We start from the raw sequence: 18,968 nt of genomic DNA on the forward strand, positions 1-18,968 counted from the left end.
ATGGACGGCATCCTGCCGTCCATCCCACCCAAGACAAGGATGAGAAAATGCCGACCTTTCTGAAGCGGGGCAGGGATCCCGAGGCTGTCGCCCAGGGCGACGCGGTTGTTCGCACGACCGTCGAGACGATCCTCGCCGATATCGAGAAACGGGGCGACGCCGCCGTCCGGGAACTGTCGGAGCGTTTCGACAAATGGTCGCCGCAGAGCTTCCGGCTGAGCGACAGCGATATACAAGAGGCCATCTCCAAAGTCTCGGCGAGGGATCTGGAGGACATCCGCTTCGCCCAGGCGCAGGTCCGCAATTTCGCCGAGAAGCAGCGCGCCTGCCTGCAGGATCTCGAGGTCGAAACCCTGCCGGGTGTCGTGCTTGGCCATAAGAACATCCCCGTCGAGACGGTCGGCTGCTACGTGCCGGGCGGCAAATATCCGATGGTCGCTTCCGCGCATATGAGCGTGGTCACCGCAAGGGTCGCTGGCGTGAAGAAGATCATCGCCTGCGCGCCGCCGTTCCAGGGCGGGCCACATCCGGCCATCGTCGCCGCCATGCACATGGGCGGCGCCGACGAGATCTACGTTCTGGGCGGCATCCAGGCCGTCGGCGCCATGGCGCTCGGCACCGAGACCATCGGCCGTGTCGACATGCTTGTCGGTCCCGGCAACGCCTTCGTCGCCGAGGCCAAGCGCCAGCTCTACGGCCGCATTGGCATCGACCTGTTCGCCGGCCCGACCGAGACGCTGGTGATCGCCGACGACAGCGTCGATGGCGAGATCTGCGCGACCGACCTGCTCGGCCAGGCCGAGCACGGCCCGACGAGCCCGGCGGTGCTTCTGACCAATTCGGAAAAGCTGGCGCGCGACACCATGGCGGAGATCGAGCGCCAGCTGAAGGTGCTGCCGACGGCCGAGATCGCCGCCAAGGCCTGGGCCGACTATGGCGAGGTGATCGTGTGCGATTCCTACGAGGAGATGGTCGCGGAAGCCGACCGGATCGCCTCCGAGCACGTGCAGGTGATGACGCGCGATCCCGACTACTTCCTGAACAACATGCGCAACTACGGCGCGCTGTTCCTGGGGCCGCGCACCAATGTCGCCTATGGCGACAAGGTCATCGGCACCAACCATACGCTGCCGACCAGGAAGGCGGCCCGCTACACCGGCGGTTTGTGGGTTGGCAAGTTCATCAAGACCTGCACCTATCAGCGCGTCTTGACCGACGAAGCGAGCGCCATGATCGGCGAATACTGTTCGCGCCTGTGTGCCCTCGAGGGTTTCTACGGGCATGCGGAGCAGGCCAACATCCGGGTCCGCCGCTACGGGGGTCGCAACGAGGCCTAAGGCAGCGCGCCAACGGAGTTTTCATGTCGATCGTCGCCCGCAACAAGAACAGCAAGCCCCGCGTGACCGTAAAGGATCTGGCGCGCGATCTGGGCATGTCTGTTTCGACCGTCTCCAGGGCTTTCCACGCCGATGCCGTAATCGCCAAGGACACCCGGGACGTGGTGCTGAACCGCGCGCGGGAGATCGGCTATTCGCCAAACCCCTTCGCGCGCAGCCTCATCACCAAGAAGACGCGCATCGTCGGCGTGGTCGTCGCCGACATCACCAACCCGTTCTATCCGGAAGTGCTGACCCGGCTCACCACCGAGCTGCGCGCCATCGACATGAACGTGATGCTGGTCGCGGCCGACCAGTCGGGCGAGGTCGACCAGGCGCTGCGCTTGCTCCTCAACTACCAGCCCGACCTCGCCATCATCCTCGCGGCGACCTTGTCCTCGGAAGCCGCGCAGGAATGCCGCAAGGCCGGCACGCCGGTGATCTTCTTCAACCGGCTGTCGGCTGACGACCACGCCTTCGGCATCTCCTGCGACAACATCCTCGGCGGCCGCAGCATTGCCGATTATCTGGTCGACACCGGTCACCGGCGCCTGGCCTACATCGCCGCGCTGGCTGACGCCTCGACCAATGTCGCCCGTCACCGCGGCTTCAGCGAGCGCGCGGTCGAACGGGGGCTTGCCGCGCCCGTCGTCATCGAGGCGGGGCAGTTCAGCTACCACGCCGGCTATGAGGCCGCTCGCAAGCTGCGCGATCTCAAGGAGATGCCAGACGGCGTGTTCTGCGCCAACGACATTCTCGCCATCGGCTTCCTCGACGGGGTGCGGCGGGAGCTTGGCCTCGGCGTGCCCGAAGACATCTCGATCGTCGGCTTCGATGACATCGAGATGGCTCATTGGCCCTCGCACGGGCTGACGACCGTCCAGCAGCCCATCGAAAAGATGCTGGAGGCGACGGTCTCGCTGGCCAGGGAGCTTGGCACGAATGCCGGCAAGGAGCCGGTGGTGCAGATGATACCGCCAGGTTCCGTGATCGAGCGGGCGACGACGCGCCGGAGGCATCATGGCTGACATGTCCGCCAAGCGTTTCTTCGAGCGCGCCGTCACCATCCACCGCTACGACTGCGAGCTGATCGCGGCGCCGCCGTCGGATGCCGAAAGCGGCGAAACCAAGCAGGCGATCGAGAACGATCCTGCGGCCAACGAGGCCGTCGTCCGCTATGTGGTCGCCGCCCGCCCCATCTATGACGGGCTGCGCCGGCTGATCGGGCAGGTCGCCGGCCTGCTGGTCCTGGCCGAGGCCGGCGGCCGCCGCGATGTGCTCGACCTGCCGGATATCCCGGCGGCACGCGAGCGCTGGGCGGAGGTCGAGCAGCGCCTGGGCGCCCTGCAGGCGCCGGGCGGCCTGGAGGGCCACCTCGCCCGCCTGGAGACCGCCCACGCCACGCTCGGCGAAGTGCTCGACGATTTCGGTCTGGCCCGGCTGCGCCGCGACTGGCAGCAGCACCTCGACCGTGCAGGAGACAGGATCAAGCACGCCTATGCCTGGCTGCAGGCGGCGTCGGAACCGCGCGCCGCCATGACGCCGGTCGATTTCAATCATGCCTGCTGCAGTTGCGCGCAGCGCTGGCGACATCAGGGAGGAAACGATGGGCCAATATTCGATCTGGGTGCTTGAGTACAGCTACGTCACCAACTACCACAAGAGCGGCGTGCTCTACGGCGCCCACAACCAGGGCTACGTCAAGCTTCCCTATTGCTATGCGCTGATCAAGGGCAACGGCCACGTCGCCATGGTCGATGTCGGCTACAACAACAAGGACTACGGCAAGCATCTCGGCGACAAGTTCGGCGTCGAGAACTGGCGCTCGCCCGAGATCGTCCTCGGCGAAATCGGCCTGGCGCCGAAGGATGTCGACACGGTCTTCATCACCCACGCCCATTTCGACCATTTCGGCAATGTCGAGGACTTCCCCAAGGCGACCTTCTACATCCAGGAGAAGGAGATCGCGAAATGGGTCTGGGCGATGTCGCTGCCTGACCGCATGCGCTGGATGAACGTCGCCGTCGACCCGGGCGATATCGTGCGCGGCGTCGATCTTGCCCGCCAGAAGCGGCTGGTGACGCTCGATGGCGCCAGGCAGGACGTGCTGCCGAATGTAGACCTCAATCCCGCCTTCGACAGCCACACCTATGGCTCGATGTGGGTCACCGTGCGCAACGGCAAGGAAGACACCTGGGTGCTGGCGGGCGATCTGGTCTATGTCTTCGACAATATCGAGGGCTCGGGCGCGGCCGTCGATGTCGAGACGCTTTATGTCCCGGTGGGGCTTGCGGTCGGCAGCCAGACCAATCTCGTGCTGGCGACAGAAGAGATGATGAAGCAGGTGAACTACGAGGCGCGCCGCGTCATTCCCATCCATGAAGAGCGGCTGAAGGACCGTTTCCCGTCGCGCATCACCAAGGATGGGCTGCGCATCACCGAAATTTGCCTCGCGGACGGCGAGAAATCGCGGGTGCAGTAATGGAGGCAATCCGCAAGGTCGCTATCGTCGGGGCAGGGCTTGTCGGCCGCGGCTGGGCGATCGTCTTCGCCCGGGCGGGGCATGACGTGGTCATCTACGATGGCAGCGCCGAGATCCGTGCTGCGGTGATCGACAGGATCCGCGCCAGTCTTGCCGACATGCAGGAGGCCGGGCTGGTCGAAGCCATCGATCCCGTCATGCGGCGGCTGTGCGTGGCCGACACGCTGGAGGCCGCGGTCGCCGACGCCGACTATATCCAGGAATCCGTGCTCGAACGGCGCAACGTCAAGCAGGCCGTCTGCCTCGAGATCGACCGGGCCATGCGGCCGAACGCGGTCGTGGGCAGTTCGAGCTCGGGCATTCCCGCCTCGGCCTTCACGGAACAATGCATCAATCGGGCCCGCTTCCTCGTGGCGCATCCCGTCAACCCTCCGCACCTTATCCCGCTGGTCGAGCTTGTTCCGGCGCCTTGGACGGACGCCGACGTCCTGCCCTGGCTGCGGGCGCAGATGGAACAGGCGGGCCAGGCCGCCATCGTCGTGCGCAAGGAGGTCGACGGTTTTGTCCTCAACCGGCTGCAGGGGGCCTTGCTCAACGAGGCCTGGGCCTTGTTGGAGGAAGGCGTCGCAAGTGCCGCCGACATCGACCTGACCGTGTCGCACGGGCTCGGCTACCGCTGGTCCTTCATGGGACCGTTCGAGACGATCGACCTCAACGCGCCGGGCGGCATCGCGGATTATGCGCGACGCCTGGGACCGCTCTACCACGCGATCGCGCTGGCAAGGCGCGATCCGGCGCCGTGGTCCGAAGCGCTTATCGCCAAGGCCGAAGCCGAGCGTCGCGAAAAGCTAGAGCTATCCCAGCTTGGCGAACGCAGCACCTGGCGCGACCGCAATCTCATGGCGCTGGTCGCCCACAAGCGACGCACCGGCGTCTGACACGGAGACGGCCATGGCGGCAATGCTGCAAGACAAGGTCGCCCTGGTGACCGGAGGGACCGGCGGTATCGGGGCGCGGATCGTATCCAGGCTGGCGCAGGAAGGGACCTCGGTCGTCATCGGCTACAACAGCTCGCGCCAGGCGGCCGAAGCGCTGGTCTCGACGCTGGCGCCCGGCGATCACATGGCCGCGGAGGCGGCCGTCACCGAGAGCGGTTGCCTGGCGCGGCTGGCCGGCCAGATCGACAAGAGGTTCGGGCGGCTGGATATCCTGGTCAATTGCGCCGGTATAACCCGCTTCGTCCCGCATCCGGACCTCGACAGCCTGGACGACGCGTTGATCGACCGCATCCTCAGCGTCAACGTGCGTGGCGTCATCGCCACGACAAGGGCGATGCGACCATTGCTCGACCGCACTGGCGACGGCGTCGTCGTCAACATCTCGTCGATCGCGGGCGTAACCGCCATGGGCAGCAACATCGCCTATTGCGCGTCCAAGGCCGCGGTCGACAACCTGACCAAGTCGCTGGCGCGCGCGCTCGCGCCGAAAATCAGGGTCGTGTCGGTCTCGCCCGGCGTCGTCGACACCGATTTCATCAAAGGCCGCGACGAATCCTGGCGCGATGAACAGGCGAGCCGGACGCCGCTCGGGCGATTGGGCACGCCCGACGATGTCGCCGAGGCGGTCCTGGCGGCCGCGGCGCAGCTTCGCTTCGCGACGGGTGTTGTCATTCCGGTCGACGGCGGGCGGCCTTTGGCGTGATTGTGTCTTCAACGCCCGCACGGCCCCTGGAGAGAGCTGAATGACCGCAACGATTGCCATCACCGTCGGCGATCCGGCGGGCGTCGGGCCAGAGATCGCGCTCAAGGCCGGCCGGCATTTCGCGCCGCAACTCGAAACCGGCGCGTTTCGGCTGCGCATAATCGGGTCGCTGTCGGTGCTGGGCGAGGCGGCGCGGTCGCTCGGTCTGCCGTTGCCCGCCGTCGCGCAAGCTGACGAGCCGCTCGGCATCTGGCCGATCGAGGGTTCCGCTGTCGCAATCGGCCAGGTCTCCGCGGAAGGCGGCAGGCAGGCCTACGAGGCCGTGGCCGAGGGCGTGCGCCGCACGATGGCGGGCGAGGCCTCGGCCATCGTCACCGCGCCGCTCAACAAGGAATCGCTGCACCTGGCGGGTCATCGGTTCCCCGGTCACACCGAACTGCTGGCGGCGCTGACCGGGGCGCGCGACAGCGCGATGATGCTCGCGCACGGAGCCTTCCGCGTCAGCCATGTCACGACGCACATTGCCCTGGAGGATGTGCCGAAGCGGGCGACGGAGCCACGCATGCGCCGGGTTCTCGACCTGACGATCGAAGCCTTGAGGCATCTGGGGATCGCCGCCCCCCGCGTCGCGATCGCCGCGCTCAATCCGCATGCCGGCGAAGGCGGCATTTTCGGCACCCACGATATCCGCGTCACGGAGCCGATCGTCGCTGATTACAGGGCGCGCGGCCACGATATCCATGGACCCGTCCCGGGCGACACCGTCTTCGTCAAGATGCGCGGCGGCGCCTATGACGCGGTCGTGGCCATGTATCACGACCAGGGCCATATCCCGGTGAAGCTGCTCGGCTTCCAGATCGACCCGCGGACCGGCGAATGGCTTGGCCTGAGCGGGGTCAACATCACGCTCGGCCTGCCGATCGTGCGAACCTCCGTAGATCACGGCACCGCCTTCGACATAGCCGGCCGCGGCATCGCCCGGGAAAGCAGCCTCATCGAGGCGATCGACTACGCCTTGTCGCTCACCGCGGAGAAGGCTGCGTGAAGCTTGGCCCGACCGGGCGCGGCGCTGGCAAGCAGGATGTCCTGATCGTCGCCGACGACATTACCGGCGCGCTCGACACGGCCGGCTATTTCGCCACGCCCGAAAACCCGATCCAAGTCTGGCTCGATCGGCCGCCCGCCATTTCCGGCGGCAATGCGATCGACCTCGACACGCGTGATCTCGACGAGACAACGGCTTGCGGGCGCGTCGCCGAGATTTTTGCCGGCCGCGAGCGGGGCGTGCTCTCATTCAAGAAGATCGACAGCGTCATGCGCGGCCACCCGATCGCGGAGGCAGTCGCCGTCTTTCGCGCCGGGCGGTTCCGGCGGGCGCTTTTTGCCCCTGCTTTTCCGGCGATGGGCAGGGTGACGGTCGACGGGCGGCAGCTTGTGATCTCGCAGGACGGCAAGTTGCAGGTCGGGCCGGCCTTGGTCGATGCACTGTCAAGCCATGGCATCCCGGCGGCGATGCTGGGCAAAGATGCTGTGCCGGGCGGATTTGTCGTCGCCGACGCTTCCAGCGACGCGGAGCTTGCGGATGCCGTCGCGGCGTTCGGGGAAGGCGACGACGATCTCTATATCGGCGCCGGAGGGCTGGCATCGGTGCTTGCCGGGCGCGCATCTGCCAGCCTGTCGCCGCCGACGCTCGATCTGGCGATTTGCGGAACGAACCATCCGGTGACCCTGCGTCAGATCGCGGCTGTTCCGGGGTTGCGGTCGCTCATGATGGACGGCAGCACTATGCAGCCCGAGCCGCCAGTCATGCTGGTTTCTCCCTCGAATGCGGTCTCGGTTCCTGAAGCGCGCGCCATGATCGAGCGTTCGCTCGCGCGGCTCGTGGCCACCGCGCCGCGTCCGCGAGCCGTGCTGGTGACGGGCGGATGGACCTTGCGGTTGCTGCTCCGCATTTGCGCCGCCTCCCATCTTCTTTGCGAGGGACTGTACGAGCCGGGCGTTGCGATGAGCCGGATGGTCGCGGGCACGTGGGACGGAACGGCGATCGTCTCGAAATCCGGCGGGTTTGGCGACGACAACTTGCTCGTTCGATTGTTCGCGCCGGGTGCAAAGGAAAGCGCCCGAGGAAAGCCCTATGCCGGTGGCGGCAACTAGGCTAAGGGCTTCCTGTCAGAGGGATGCTTATGAATATTCCGATTCTGGATGGGAATCAGGTGCGGAGACGGGTTCGATCCGGACTGGGTGCGCGATCAAACAGTCTCCTCGCGATGCTTGGGTTTTCGGCATTCGCGCTTCTTGCCTGCCAATCGACCCCAGACACACGGCTTGTTGCCCACCCGCAACCCGCTCCAGCCGCCGCTCCCGCTCCGGCCTCGTCGAATTCGGCTATGCTGGACCAGACGGTGGCGGTCGTTCCGCCCGGCAAGGGCGTTCCGGCCAAATATGCCGCATTCTCCGGCATATGGGCAGGGCAGCTCAACGGCATGTATGACGGCAAGCTGGCGGTCCTGACCGTGTCCTCGGGCGGGCAAGTGACGGCCAGCTATGCATGGGGCGACCTGGCCGACAATAAGCCGGGCGTCGCCGATGGCTCTGGCAGGATTTCCGGTGCCACGTTGAAGCTCGGACGCCTGCCGAACGGCGCGGATATCACCGCCACGATGCCGTCGCCGGGAACGCTCAGCGTTACCTATGCGCTTGCCGGCCAGACCTATGCCGGCTCGTTCGCCCGGGTCAGCCAGTGAGAAAAGCCCGTCGCTAAGATTGAAGCGGGTCCTGCGTGATCCGCACGCACATCGGCGTTCCGATCTCGATGGCGTGGCCGGTGTCGGTCAGCCGGCCGCTCTGCCCGTCGCGGGCGAAGATCGAGATGCGGTCGGCGTTCTGGTTGGCCGAAAACAGATGCTTGCCCGACGGCGTCAGCGCGAGGTTGCGCGGTGTCGCGCCACCGCAAGGCGCGAAGTCGACGAGCTCCAGTTTCCCCGATTGCTGGTCTACGGCGAAGATGGCGACGCTGTCATGGCCTCTGTTGGAGCCGTAGAGGAAGCGCCCATCGGGCGAGATCTGGATGTCGGCGCAGTGATTATGCGCGCGAGCCTCTCCGGGAACCGCCGGCTTGGTGTCGATTGTCTCGAGCCGCCCCGAGGATGGGTCGAGCGCCAAGGAGACGACCGTCGAGTCCAACTCGTTCATGACGAAGACGAAGCGGCCGTTCGGGTGCAGCGCCACATGACGCGGCCCGGCGCCGGGCGCTAGCGCCGAGGAAGCGAGCTTCACCAGCGCGCCGTCCGGCTCGATCCGGTAGGAAACCAACTGGTCGATGCCGAGATCGGCGACGATGGCGACGCCGCCCTGGATGGTTTCGGTGACGCTGTGGGCATGCGGCCGCTCCTGCCGCTCGGCATTGGGGCCGGTGCCGGAATGCGCCACGCTCGCCAGCGGCGCGGTCAGGCCACCGTCGGCCGCAAAGCCGAACACGGCGACCGCCTTGTCGGGGCCGCCGCTGCCCATGCCGTAATTCGCGACCAGAAGCTTGCTGCCGTCGCGCGTGATCGTGTTGTGCGCCGTGATGCTGCCAAGCGACGGCTGCTTGTTGATATAGGCGAGTGAGTTGGTGGCGCGCTCGAAGCGATAGGCCGAGACCGTTCCCTCGCGCCAGGCAAAGACTTCCGAATTGGCATAGATGCGGGAGCCATCCGGCGTCACCGACAGGAAGGTCGGATTGTCGACATCGTTGGTCTCGGCGAGTTTCTGCACGGCAAGCGTCGCCTCGTCGAAGGCATAGACGCCGAGGCCGATGCCGCGCGCGCCCTGGAAATAGGGCGCCTCGCGGTTGAGGCTGCCGACAAAGACAAGACAGGCGCTTTGCATCGATCTTCCTCCTAGCAGGTTCCGCAAAGTGTCCCACGGTTTTGCGAAGAGAACCCTGCGAAAAACAACAATCCCTGAGCAGGCATTCGTGGGCTTGCCCGCGACTTCCTGCTCACGGCCGGGGGCTCGTCCGCCCGTGCCGGCTTTCCAAAAATTTCGCCGATCATCGCTTGCAAGGCAATCCCATATGTGAAAATATTATTCACAAAAGAAAACTCACGGGAGGAAAGCGATCATGCATCTCGCCATTCGGCATCGTGCCCGGAACCGCTCTGCAGGCCGCGCCGGAAGCTCCCGGAGAGGATCATGAGCGCATTCTCGCCGACCGTCGGTGTCGCCTCGACGCATCCGGCCGACATGCCTGAGGCGCATGCCGAAATCCCGGTCTGGAATTCGGAAAACTGGTTCTACGAGGACTGGCAGCCCGGCCACAAAATCCGCTCGCTCCGCCGCACCATCGCCGAGGGCGAAAGCCATATGTTCAATACGCTGGTGCTGGATATCCATCCCTACGTGCAGGACCAGATGTTCGCCGGGAAGGAAGGCATCTTCGGTCGGCGGCTGGTGGCCGGCGCCTTCGTCTTCTCGGCCGGGCTCGGCCTCGTCGCCACCAACTGCATCAACGCCTTTTCCTACGGCTACGATAAGCTGCGCTTCATCAAGCCGGTCTTCATCGGCGACACCATCTATTCGATCCGCACCAACCTCGACAAAAAGCCGCGCTACCAGGACATGGGCCTGATCCGCGCCAGCTACGAAGTCTTCAAGGGTGAAGGAGAGCTGGTGCTCTACTGCGAGCATCTGCAGACGGTGAAATACAAGAACCCGGCCGATTTCGTCGGCAAGACAGAGAAGTGAACCGTGGCCGCTGACACCGAACTTCCGCTGACCGGCCTCGTCGTCGTCGACATGAGCCAGTTCCTGTCGGGACCTTACTGCTCGCTGCGCCTGCTCGACCTCGGTGCGCGCGTCATCAAGATCGAGCGGCCCGACGGCGGCGACCTGTCGCGCCGGCTTTATCTCAGCGACACCGAGATCGGCGGCGATTCCACCATTTTCCACGCCATCAACCGCGGCAAGGAGAGCCTGGCCGTCGACCTCAAGAACGAGGCCGATCTCGCCATGCTGCGGACGCTGATCGCCAGGGCCGATGTGCTCATCCAGAATTTTCGGCCGGGTGTCATCGAGCGGCTCGGCCTCGACTATGAGCATGTGAGGACGATCAACCCCCGGCTCGTCTACGCCTCGATCAGCGGCTATGGCGAGGACGGTCCCTGGGTGAAGCGCCCGGGGCAGGACCTGCTCGCCCAGGCTCGTTCGGGCGTGATGTGGCTGAACGGCGACGAGGAGCAGGGGCCGGTGCCGTTCGGCCTGGCCATCGCCGACATGCTGGCGGGCGCGGCCTGCGCCCAAGGCATCCTCGCCAAGCTGGTGCGGCGCGGCATCACCGGCGAGGGCGGTCACGTCGAGACCAGCCTGCTCGAGGCGCTGATCGATTTCCAGTTCGAGGTGCTGACCACGCATCTCAACGACGGCCGCCGCCTGCCGAAGCGTTCGTCCTTCCGCAGCGCGCATGCCTATCTCTCGGCGCCTTACGGCGTCTATCCGGCCAAGGACGGCTATCTGGCGATCGCCATGACGCCGATCCCGAAGATTGCCGATCTGCTCGAATTGCCCGGGCTCGATCCGTTCCGCGACAAGCCCGCGACCTGGTTCACCGCCCGCGATGAGATCAAGGCGATCATCGCCAGGCGCATCGCCGAAAAGACCATCGACGAATGGCTGGCCATACTCGAGCCAGCAGATGTCTGGTGCGCCAAGGTGCTGACCTGGCCGGAACTGATGCAAAGCGACGGCTTCAAGACGCTCGACATGCTGCAGACCGTGACGCGCGAGGACAATGTCTCGATCCTCACCACCCGCACGCCGCTGCGCGTCGACGGCGCGCGCGCCAAGGTCGACCGCGCCGCCCCGCGCATCGGCGAGCACAGCGAAAAGATCCGCGCGGAGTTCGGCCTGTGAGCGGCGTTTCGTTGAAGGGCATGACCTGGAGCCATCCGCGCGGCTACGACCCGATGGTGGCGTGCTCGGCGCTTTGGCAGCAAAAGACCGGCGTCTCGATCGAATGGGAAAAGCGCTCGCTGCAGGACTTCGAGTCCTTCCCGGTGGAAGAACTCGCCCGCGCCTATGATCTGATAGTCATCGACCATCCACATGTCGGTCAGATCACTGCCGAGAAATGCCTGGCGCCGCTCGATGTGCCGGGACGCGAAGCGGAACGCGAGGCGCTGGCCAGGGGAAGCGTCGGCCGATCCTATCCGAGCTACACCTGGCAGGGCCGGCAATGGGCTTTCCCGATCGATGCCGCGACCCAGGTGCAGGCCTGGCGGCCCGACCTGATCGGGACCGCGCCGGCGATCTGGACGGAAGTGCTGGCGCTCGCCGAGCAGGGGCGCGTGCTCCTGCCGCTCCGGCCCCCGCATTCGCTGATGTGTTTCTACACTTTGGCGGCCGATCTCGGCCGGCCCTGCACGGTCGACGGCTCGGCCGACCTTGCCGACGGCGAGACCGGCGAAACCGCCTTCGAGATGCTGCGCGAGATCGCGGCGCTCGTCGATCCCGCATGCCTGACGATGGACCCGATCGCCGTCTTCGAAAAAATGGCCGAGCCCGGTTCGCGCATCGCCTGCGCGCCGCTGATCTACGGTTATGTTCCTTACGCGGTAGCGGGCTTCCGGCCGCATCGCCTCGCCTTCGCCGACATGCCGGTCGCCGGCGGCAACGGTCCGGTCGGCTCCGCGCTCGGCGGCACTGGCATCGCCGTCTCCGCCTTTTCCGCCGCGCGCGAGGCGGCGATCGACTTCGCCTACTGGATCGCCAGCGGCGACGTGCAGCGCGGGTCCTACGCCACTGCCGGCGGCCAACCCGGCCATGCCGCGGCCTGGGAGGACGATGCCGTCAACGCCGCGACCGGCGACTTCTATCGCGACACGCGCGCGACGCTGGAAGGCGCCTGGGTCCGCCCGCGCCATGACGGCTACATGGCGTTCCAGCAGCGGGCCTCGGACCGCATCAATGAAGGTCTTGCCGGCCGGCAGGGCGCCCGCCGCGTCGTCGCCGACATCAATCGCCTGTTCCGGGAGAGTTTCGCGCCGGCCATCGCCGGTTAGTTCCAGTGCACCAAGGGAGGAAAAAATGACCAGCCTGATACGCGGCATGCTCGCCGCAACTGCCATAGTCTCGATCCCGCTCGCGGCCCATGCCGCCGACGTGAAGTCGGTGATTGACGGCCTGCCCGCCGATCTCAAGGCGCAGTATGACGGCGCCCCGCAGAAAGTTCTGCCCTCGGCCTGGGAGAATTTCACGCCGCCGCCCAAGCCGTGGAAGTGGTGCCACTCGGAGAGCTACCAGGGCAATCCGTGGCGCGTGTCGGTCACCAAGGAGCTGAAGCGGCTGGTCGACGGGCTCATCGCAGACGGCACGGTGTCGAGCTTCGAGGTCTCGGATTCGAACAACGACCCGAGTCAGCAGATCAACCAGATCCGCGCCTTCATCGACAAGAAGTGCTCGATCATCACCTCGATCCCAGGCTCGGCGACGGCGCTCGACGACGCCGTGGATGCAGCGGCCAAGGCGGGCATTCCCTTCATCACGGCGGCCGGCTCGATCACCAGCCCCAACGCCATCAATGTCGATTCCAACTATGCCCGCTGGGGCTATGACATGATGACGGCGATCGGCAAGGCCAAGCCCGACGCCAGCGTGCTGGTGGTCGAAGGCATCGCCGGCCATCCGATCGTGGTCCAGGAGAAGCAGGGAGCCGACAAGGCGCTGGCCGAGAACAAGGGCCTCAAGGTCGCGCGCACGGTCAACGGCAACTGGACGGCCAACGTCACCAAGACGGTGGTGCTGCAGGCCATCGCCACCAATCCGGCGCCGATCGACGCGGTGTGGACCACCGGCAGCGAAAGCCGCGTCGTCGCCGAGGCCTTCGCCCAAGCCGGTCGGCCGGCGCCGCTGATCACCGGCTCGATCACCGGCGATGCGCTCGGCTACTGGAAAGCCAATCCCGACAAATACCGCTTCGAGGGTCATGCGGTGCTGCCGGGCTGGACGGCGCAGACGCTGTTTCGCGTCGGCGAGCGCATGCTCGACGGCCAGAAGCCGAAGCTCAACACGCTGCTGATCCCGATCCCGCCGGTGCATGCCGCCGAGCTCGACAAGTGGTACAAGGACTGCATGACGCCGGACGCCGTTTCGGTCTTCCCGGTGCCGCCGACGGACCCGATGCCCGAGGACGTGCTCGACGCCTATTTCGCCAATCCCGCGCCGACCAAGGGCTGGGACTATTCCAAGGTGCCGGACGCCTGCGCCAAGTGATGTCACGTGAAGCCGGCTCTCCTTGAGAGCGCCGGCTTCTCTCTTTTTGGAAAGACACATGCTCGAAGTCCAAGGCGTCTCCAAACGCTATGGCGAAACCGTCGCGCTGGCCGAGGGATCAATCGCCTTCCGTCCCGGCACGATCCATACGATCCTCGGCGAGAACGGCTCGGGCAAGAGCACGCTGGTGAAGCTGTTGTCCGGCATCGTGCAGCCGGATGGCGGCGCAATCCTGCTCGACGGCAAGGCGTTCCCCGGCGCGCAGCCCGCCGCCTTTCAGGCCGCCGGCTTCGCCACGGTTTTCCAGGAGGTGCTGGTCGCGCCCGACCGCTCGGTGGCCGACAACATCCTGCTTGGCCTCGACGGGCTTTGGCGCCGAGGCGTCCCGCGCGGCGAGCGACAGGCCCGGGCGCAGGCGGCGCTCGGCCGCTTCGCGGTGACGCCGATCGATCTCGACCGGCCATGCGGCGAGCTGCCGCTTGCCGCAAGGCAGCTTGTCGTGCTCGCCCGCGCCGTCATCCGCAACCCGCGTGTCCTGATCCTCGACGAGGTGACGGCGGCGCTCGATTTCGCCGACCGCGAGTCGGTGTTCGCGCTGATGCGCGCCATGGCCGGGTCGGGCACGCTGATCCTGTTCATCACGCACCGCATGGACGAGGTGATGGCTTTGTCCGACCGCATATCGATCCTGCGCGCCGGCCGCGTCGTTAAGACAGAAGAGCGCGGCGTATCGACCCCGGTCGAGCTTCTGGCGGCGATGGCGCCGCAGACGGCAGCGGAGCTGGCGCATGGCTGAGGCAAAGGCCCTTCGTGTGCGTGAGCTTGTCATCGCGCCCGGCGTCGATCCGATCAGCCAGGCCATCGCGCCAGGCGAGATCGTCGGTCTTGCCGGCCTCGACGGCCATGGCCAGGAACGCTTCCTGCGCGCTCTGGCCGGGCTGGAGCGGCCGGTCGCGGGCGAGATCGCCGTCGACGGCAAGGCAGGATCGATCACCAGCTTCCGCAAGGCCGTCGCCGGCGGCATCGCCTATCTGCCGCGCGACCGTCGCTCGACAGGCATTTTCCCGACGCAGTCGGTGCTCGACAATTTCGCCATCTCCACCGTGTCGAATGACCGCCGTTTTGGCCTCTTGAGCTTCGCTGCGCGGCGTCGTCGCTACGAGGCTTACCGGCAAAGGCTCAGTATCGTCGCGCCGCGTCCCGACGCGGCCATAACGACATTGTCCGGCGGCAATCAGCAGAAGGTGCTGCTCGCACGGGCCCTTGCGCTGGAGCCGAATTTTCTCCTGCTCAACGATCCGACGCGCGGTGTCGACGTCGCGACCCGGCACGTGCTCTACGACGTCTTCCGCGACCTCGCCGCCGAGGGCATGGCCCTGGTGATCCTGTCCAGCGAGATCGAGGAGATACTGCTTCTCTGCCACCGGGTGCTGGTGTTCCGCGAGCAGCGCGTGTCGGCTGAGTTCTCGGGCGCGCAGATGACCACCGACACGGTGATCGCGGCCATGTTCGGACGCGCCGCATGAGCCCGGTCCTTCGCAAATTGCGCGGCGTCGGCTTTGCCGTGGTGATGCTGGTCGTCCTGCTCGTGCTCAACGTCGCGCTCAATCCGGCGCGCTTTCAGCCCTCGTCCTGGGGCACGCTGCTCGGGCTGGCCGCACCCCTGATCGGCGCGGCCGTCGCCTCGGCGCCGGTCATCCTGGCGGGACGCGGCGGCATCGACATCTCCGTCGGTCCGCTGATGGGCTTCGTCAACGCCCTGGTCATCCAACTGCTGTTCCTCAATCTTGGCATCTCGTCGCCGCTGGTCATCGTTCCGGCCGCACTGCTGGTAGGTGCGGCGGTCGGCGCCGCCAACGGCGTGCTTGCCACGATCGTTCGCATCCAGCCGATCGTGGCGACGCTCGGCACCTATCTGATCCTCACCGGCGTCACGCTCACCATCCTGCCGGCCCCGATCGGTCCGGCGCCGGACTGGCTGAAGGCCATGGCGGGGCCGCTCTCGATCGTGCCGCTGGCGCTGATCGGCCTCTGCTGGCTGCTCATACGCCGCACACCCTATTACGACCTGCTGATGGCCGTCGGCAGCGACGACCGCGCCGCCTACACGGCTGGCGTGCCGGTGACCAAGGTGCGGCTGATTGCCTATGTCCTGACCGGGATCTTCGCCGCCGGCGCCGGGCTGATGCTCACCTCGCTGATCGGTTCGGCCGACCCCAATATCGGTCCGACCTACACGCTGATTGCGATTGCCGCCGTAGCGCTCGGCGGCGTCAGCCTCGCTGGCGGGCGCGGCGGGCTAGGCGGCGCCGCGATCGGCGCCATCGATATCTTCCTGCTGCAGAGCCTGCTCACCACCTTCAACGTCTCAACCTACGTGCTGCAGATCGCGTATGGCCTGATCCTCGTTATCGCCGTGGTGCTGACGGCGGTGCAGGAACGGCTGTCGAGGCGGAAAGGCTGACCGGGATGACAAGCAACTGGTTCCAGTCCACCAATGCCCGCATCGCCGGCGCCTTCGCGATGGCGTTGCTGTTGCAGATCGTCGGCACGCTGCTCATCCCGGGCTATTCGGCACCCTTTGCCATCCGCGCGCTGCTGGTCATCGCCTCGCTGCTGGCGGTCGCCTCGATCGGCCAGACGCTGGTCGTCATCCTCGGCGGCATCGACCTTTCCATTCCCTTCGTCATCGGCTTCGCCAATGTCGTGGCGGCGCAGCTTTACGGCCAGGGCTGGAACTTCACACTTGTCTGCGTTCTCGTCGGCATCCTTGCCATCGCGATCGGCGCGCTCAACGGTCTGATCTCGCGCGGGCTCAACATCCATCCGCTCATCGTGACGCTCGGCATCGGCATGATCGTCCAGGGCGCCGTGCTGCTGTGGACCGGCGGCTTCCCGTCCGGGTCGGCGCCGGAGGCCGTCTCCAGCTTCGTCTCGATCGGCGGCTCGGTCGGTCCCTTGCCCATGCCCCTGCTGGTGCCCTGCCTCGTGATGCTGACCGCGTTGATCGTGCTGGTGCTTACCCGCACGCCCTATGGGCGCCGCCTCTATGCGGTCGGCAGTAATCCTGAGGCGGCGCCGCTGGCACTGATCGATCCTCTCCGCATGTGGATCGTCACCTACGCGGCGAGCGCCTTCTTCGCCGCGGTCGCGGGGGTGCTTTTGCTCGGCTTCACCGGCTCGGCCTATGGCGATGTCGGCCAGCCCTATCTCTTCCAGACGATCGCCGCCGTCGTGGTCGGCGGCGCAGCGCTTGTCGGCGGCCGCGGCAGCTATCTCGGCACCATCGCCGGCGTTCTGGTGCTGACCGAAATCAACACGCTGCTGATCGGGCTAGGCTTCCGGCCGTCGACGGTGCAGGCCGCGCTCGGCCTTGTCATCCTGCTGCTGGTGTCGCTCTACGGCCGCGAGCGCCACGTCCGGACGACGATCTAGATCGAGCGACTATCCAAGCCGCCAAAGCCGGCGCGCATTGCCCGAAAGCAGGCGCGTCCGCTCCGACTCGCTCGCGCCGGCGAGCAGCGCGTGCGTCGCGGCGATCCAGGTCGTCAGCCCGCCGCCCAGCGTGCAGACCGGCCAGTCGCTGCCCCAGATCACCCGGTCCCAGCCGAACGAGCTTATCGTGTGCTCGACATAGGGCTTGAGCGTCTCGACCGTCCAGGTCGCCGGATCGGCATAGGCGACGACACCGGAGATCTTGGCCGTGACGTTGGGCCGCCTGGCGATGGCTTCCATATGCTCGCGCCACGGATGCTCGGCATTGCCCTTGATATCGGGCACGCCGCAATGGTCGAGGACGAACTGGACGTCGGGCGCAAGGTCGGCAAGCGCCATCGCCTTCGGGATCTGGTGCGGCAACACCACCAGGTCGAAGGTCAGGCCGGTGCCGGCCAGCCGCTTGATGTTCTGGCGAAACAACGCCCCTTCCGACAGATCGTCGGGCACGACATGCAGCACGCGGCGGAAACCCTTGACGAACGGGTCGGCCTTGACCGTTTCCAGATAGGCCTCGAAACCGGCCTCCTCCGGCCGGCAGGAAGCGATCGCGCCCTTGAGGAGGCTTCCAGCCCGGCCGGCGACCGACTTCACATAGTCGGTCTCGGCGGCGATGTCGGCGGGGTCGACATCGACTTCCATATGCAGCACCGCTTCAATGCCTGAGCGCCGGGCGTCGGCGGCATATTCCTCATAGGAGAAATCGCGGTTCAGCGCCGGCGCGCCGGCCAGCCACGGATAGCGAAGCGCGCTCTGGTCGATGAGATGCAGGTGCGTGTCGATGATCATGGCAGCGTCTCCTCCCGTTGTGCCAGACAATATCCCGCCTAAAAATCCATTATTCAAATAAGAAATTACTGCGATTGCGGAACATCGGATCCGGCAAGCTGCGACAGCCTGGAGGCGGCGCCTTGCAGATGCCTGATCGTCAGCGTGATGTCCGGCGCCGTGGGCGCGTTGACGAGCGTGATATAGGGGATGGTCAGCGCCGCGATAGCCCTGCCGTCCGGGCCTAGCACCGGCGTCGAGAGATTGTAGACGCCGGCGGTCTGCAGCGACGCCATCATCTCGTAACCGCGATCCCGCACCTGGTCGAGCCGGGCGAAGAACTCCGGCGTCAGGTTGAACTGTTCGGTGCTCTGCAGATGCTCGGCAATCATCATCTTGCGCTCTTCCAGCGAGCGGAAGGCGAGCAGCACATGGCCGGACCCGGTGTCGAACAGGCTGATATGCGAGCCGACGCGGATCGAGATGCCCCAGTAGCGCGGCGCTTCCTGCTGCGCGATGACCACGGCGGCGCCGCGGTCGAACACCACCAATTGGTTGGCCTGCCATGAGGTTTCGGCCAGTTCCCGCATGATCGGCGTTGCGTAGGAAACCAGCCGTCGCACCGGCGCATGCAATTGCGCGAGACCGAACAGCTTGAGCGTCAGCGAATAGCGGTCGCCGTCGATCTTGGTGACATAGCCGCGCCGCACCAGCCGATCGAGCATCCGGTAGAACTCGTTCGGGCTGCGGTCGAGCCGCTTGGCGATCTCCGCCTGCGTCAGCCCGCCATCGACGCTGGACAAGAGCTCGAGAATGTCGAGGCCCTTGTCGAGCGCCGGCGCGCGGTAGCGGTCCCCATCTTCTTCCTCTGCCATCTGCCCCTCCAGTGAATTTCG

The 18,968-nt window shown here is 66.2% G+C and carries 20 protein-coding genes; 17 read left to right on the plus strand and 3 right to left on the minus strand.

The window, feature by feature from the left end:
- Positions 1-47 precede the first annotated feature (47 nt).
- From hisD to LB572_RS09870, 9 genes are all read left to right on the plus strand, one after another.
- The gene (gene hisD, locus LB572_RS09830; RefSeq protein WP_140802315.1) at positions 48-1,337 is read left to right on the plus strand and encodes a histidinol dehydrogenase; all 1,290 of its coding nucleotides are present in this window, start codon (positions 48-50) and stop codon (positions 1,335-1,337) included.
- 23 nt (positions 1,338-1,360) lie between these two features.
- On the plus strand, positions 1,361-2,404 hold the full coding sequence (locus tag LB572_RS09835; RefSeq protein ID WP_224667591.1) for a LacI family DNA-binding transcriptional regulator: 1,044 nt from the start codon (positions 1,361-1,363) through the stop codon (positions 2,402-2,404).
- Complete coding sequence (locus LB572_RS09840) at positions 2,397-3,011, plus strand: hypothetical protein (protein WP_224667592.1); 615 nt, start codon at positions 2,397-2,399, stop codon at positions 3,009-3,011. Before LB572_RS09835 ends, LB572_RS09840 begins: the two co-directional genes overlap by 8 nt.
- The gene (locus LB572_RS09845; RefSeq protein WP_140802320.1) at positions 2,983-3,858 is read left to right on the plus strand and encodes an N-acyl homoserine lactonase family protein; all 876 of its coding nucleotides are present in this window, start codon (positions 2,983-2,985) and stop codon (positions 3,856-3,858) included. Before LB572_RS09840 ends, LB572_RS09845 begins: the two co-directional genes overlap by 29 nt.
- Positions 3,858-4,796, plus strand: coding sequence for a 3-hydroxyacyl-CoA dehydrogenase (locus tag LB572_RS09850; protein WP_224667593.1), 939 nt, complete (start codon positions 3,858-3,860; stop codon positions 4,794-4,796). Before LB572_RS09845 ends, LB572_RS09850 begins: the two co-directional genes overlap by 1 nt.
- Before the next feature lie 13 nt (positions 4,797-4,809).
- Positions 4,810-5,559 carry an SDR family NAD(P)-dependent oxidoreductase gene (locus LB572_RS09855; RefSeq protein WP_224667594.1) on the plus strand — a complete coding sequence of 250 codons (750 nt, stop codon included), beginning with the start codon at positions 4,810-4,812 and terminating at the stop codon, positions 5,557-5,559.
- Between the two features lie 40 nt (positions 5,560-5,599).
- Positions 5,600-6,604, plus strand: a complete 1,005-nt coding sequence (gene pdxA, locus LB572_RS09860) for a 4-hydroxythreonine-4-phosphate dehydrogenase PdxA (RefSeq protein WP_224667595.1) — start codon at positions 5,600-5,602, stop codon at positions 6,602-6,604.
- On the plus strand, positions 6,601-7,713 hold the full coding sequence (locus LB572_RS09865; RefSeq protein ID WP_224667596.1) for a four-carbon acid sugar kinase family protein: 1,113 nt from the start codon (positions 6,601-6,603) through the stop codon (positions 7,711-7,713). Before pdxA ends, LB572_RS09865 begins: the two co-directional genes overlap by 4 nt.
- Before the next feature lie 233 nt (positions 7,714-7,946).
- Complete coding sequence (locus tag LB572_RS09870; RefSeq protein ID WP_224667597.1) at positions 7,947-8,303, plus strand: hypothetical protein; 357 nt, start codon at positions 7,947-7,949, stop codon at positions 8,301-8,303.
- A 13-nt stretch (positions 8,304-8,316) separates the two neighbouring features.
- Here the strand turns inward: LB572_RS09870 and LB572_RS09875 are convergent, their stop codons facing one another.
- Positions 8,317-9,429, minus strand: a complete 1,113-nt coding sequence (locus LB572_RS09875) for a lactonase family protein (protein WP_224667598.1) — start codon at positions 9,427-9,429, stop codon at positions 8,317-8,319.
- 306 nt (positions 9,430-9,735) lie between these two features.
- On the opposite strand from LB572_RS09875, the gene LB572_RS09880 reads away from it, so the two are divergent.
- The 8 genes from LB572_RS09880 to LB572_RS09915 are packed head-to-tail and all read left to right on the plus strand — an operon-like array spanning position 9,736 to position 17,244.
- Positions 9,736-10,287 carry a MaoC family dehydratase gene (locus LB572_RS09880; RefSeq protein WP_224667599.1) on the plus strand — a complete coding sequence of 184 codons (552 nt, stop codon included), beginning with the start codon at positions 9,736-9,738 and terminating at the stop codon, positions 10,285-10,287.
- 3 nt (positions 10,288-10,290) lie between these two features.
- Entirely contained in the window at positions 10,291-11,451 is a 1,161-nt protein-coding gene (locus tag LB572_RS09885; RefSeq protein ID WP_224667600.1) for a CaiB/BaiF CoA transferase family protein, read from the plus strand.
- Between the two features lie 20 nt (positions 11,452-11,471).
- Positions 11,472-12,599, plus strand: a complete 1,128-nt coding sequence (locus LB572_RS09890) for an extracellular solute-binding protein (protein WP_224667730.1) — start codon at positions 11,472-11,474, stop codon at positions 12,597-12,599.
- A 25-nt stretch (positions 12,600-12,624) separates the two neighbouring features.
- Positions 12,625-13,809, plus strand: coding sequence for a substrate-binding domain-containing protein (locus LB572_RS09895; protein WP_224667601.1), 1,185 nt, complete (start codon positions 12,625-12,627; stop codon positions 13,807-13,809).
- Between the two features lie 58 nt (positions 13,810-13,867).
- The gene (locus LB572_RS09900; RefSeq protein ID WP_140802342.1) at positions 13,868-14,605 is read left to right on the plus strand and encodes an ATP-binding cassette domain-containing protein; all 738 of its coding nucleotides are present in this window, start codon (positions 13,868-13,870) and stop codon (positions 14,603-14,605) included.
- Positions 14,598-15,335, plus strand: coding sequence for an ATP-binding cassette domain-containing protein (locus LB572_RS09905; protein WP_140802343.1), 738 nt, complete (start codon positions 14,598-14,600; stop codon positions 15,333-15,335). Before LB572_RS09900 ends, LB572_RS09905 begins: the two co-directional genes overlap by 8 nt.
- Positions 15,332-16,273, plus strand: a complete 942-nt coding sequence (locus LB572_RS09910) for an ABC transporter permease (protein WP_140802344.1) — start codon at positions 15,332-15,334, stop codon at positions 16,271-16,273. The genes LB572_RS09905 and LB572_RS09910 overlap by 4 nt, the downstream gene beginning before the upstream one ends.
- Before the next feature lie 5 nt (positions 16,274-16,278).
- Entirely contained in the window at positions 16,279-17,244 is a 966-nt protein-coding gene (locus LB572_RS09915) for an ABC transporter permease (RefSeq protein WP_224667602.1), read from the plus strand.
- 9 nt (positions 17,245-17,253) lie between these two features.
- Here the strand turns inward: LB572_RS09915 and LB572_RS09920 are convergent, their stop codons facing one another.
- Together LB572_RS09920 and LB572_RS09925 are read right to left on the minus strand one after the other, a co-directional pair.
- On the minus strand, positions 17,254-18,093 hold the full coding sequence (locus tag LB572_RS09920) for an amidohydrolase family protein (protein WP_224667603.1): 840 nt from the start codon (positions 18,091-18,093) through the stop codon (positions 17,254-17,256).
- Between the two features lie 65 nt (positions 18,094-18,158).
- Positions 18,159-18,947, minus strand: a complete 789-nt coding sequence (locus LB572_RS09925) for an IclR family transcriptional regulator (RefSeq protein ID WP_140802347.1) — start codon at positions 18,945-18,947, stop codon at positions 18,159-18,161.
- Positions 18,948-18,968 lie beyond the last annotated feature (21 nt).

The sequence above is a fragment of the Mesorhizobium sp. BH1-1-5 genome (assembly GCF_020165615.1).
GTDB lineage: Bacteria > Pseudomonadota > Alphaproteobacteria > Rhizobiales > Rhizobiaceae > Mesorhizobium.

Bases quoted from the DNA above. Each gene is read 5' to 3' on its own strand.
- LB572_RS09855 (WP_224667594.1), top strand. From the start codon at position 4,810: ATGGCGGCAATGCTGCAAGACAAGGTCGCCCTGGTGACCGGAGGGACC.
- LB572_RS09835 (WP_224667591.1), top strand. From the start codon at position 1,361: ATGTCGATCGTCGCCCGCAACAAGAACAGCAAGCCCCGCGTGACCGTA.
- LB572_RS09880 (WP_224667599.1), top strand. From the start codon at position 9,736: ATGAGCGCATTCTCGCCGACCGTCGGTGTCGCCTCGACGCATCCGGCC.
- LB572_RS09850 (WP_224667593.1), top strand. From the start codon at position 3,858: ATGGAGGCAATCCGCAAGGTCGCTATCGTCGGGGCAGGGCTTGTCGGC.
- LB572_RS09840 (WP_224667592.1), top strand. From the start codon at position 2,397: ATGGCTGACATGTCCGCCAAGCGTTTCTTCGAGCGCGCCGTCACCATC.
- LB572_RS09875 (WP_224667598.1), bottom strand. From the start codon at position 9,429: ATGCAAAGCGCCTGTCTTGTCTTTGTCGGCAGCCTCAACCGCGAGGCG.
- pdxA (WP_224667595.1), top strand. From the start codon at position 5,600: ATGACCGCAACGATTGCCATCACCGTCGGCGATCCGGCGGGCGTCGGG.
- LB572_RS09890 (WP_224667730.1), top strand. From the start codon at position 11,472: ATGACCTGGAGCCATCCGCGCGGCTACGACCCGATGGTGGCGTGCTCG.
- LB572_RS09905 (WP_140802343.1), top strand. From the start codon at position 14,598: ATGGCTGAGGCAAAGGCCCTTCGTGTGCGTGAGCTTGTCATCGCGCCC.
- hisD (WP_140802315.1), top strand. From the start codon at position 48: ATGCCGACCTTTCTGAAGCGGGGCAGGGATCCCGAGGCTGTCGCCCAG.
- LB572_RS09870 (WP_224667597.1), top strand. From the start codon at position 7,947: ATGCTGGACCAGACGGTGGCGGTCGTTCCGCCCGGCAAGGGCGTTCCG.
- LB572_RS09925 (WP_140802347.1), bottom strand. From the start codon at position 18,947: ATGGCAGAGGAAGAAGATGGGGACCGCTACCGCGCGCCGGCGCTCGAC.
- LB572_RS09895 (WP_224667601.1), top strand. From the start codon at position 12,625: ATGACCAGCCTGATACGCGGCATGCTCGCCGCAACTGCCATAGTCTCG.
- LB572_RS09900 (WP_140802342.1), top strand. From the start codon at position 13,868: ATGCTCGAAGTCCAAGGCGTCTCCAAACGCTATGGCGAAACCGTCGCG.
- LB572_RS09845 (WP_140802320.1), top strand. From the start codon at position 2,983: ATGGGCCAATATTCGATCTGGGTGCTTGAGTACAGCTACGTCACCAAC.
- LB572_RS09915 (WP_224667602.1), top strand. From the start codon at position 16,279: ATGACAAGCAACTGGTTCCAGTCCACCAATGCCCGCATCGCCGGCGCC.
- LB572_RS09910 (WP_140802344.1), top strand. From the start codon at position 15,332: ATGAGCCCGGTCCTTCGCAAATTGCGCGGCGTCGGCTTTGCCGTGGTG.
- LB572_RS09920 (WP_224667603.1), bottom strand. From the start codon at position 18,093: ATGATCATCGACACGCACCTGCATCTCATCGACCAGAGCGCGCTTCGC.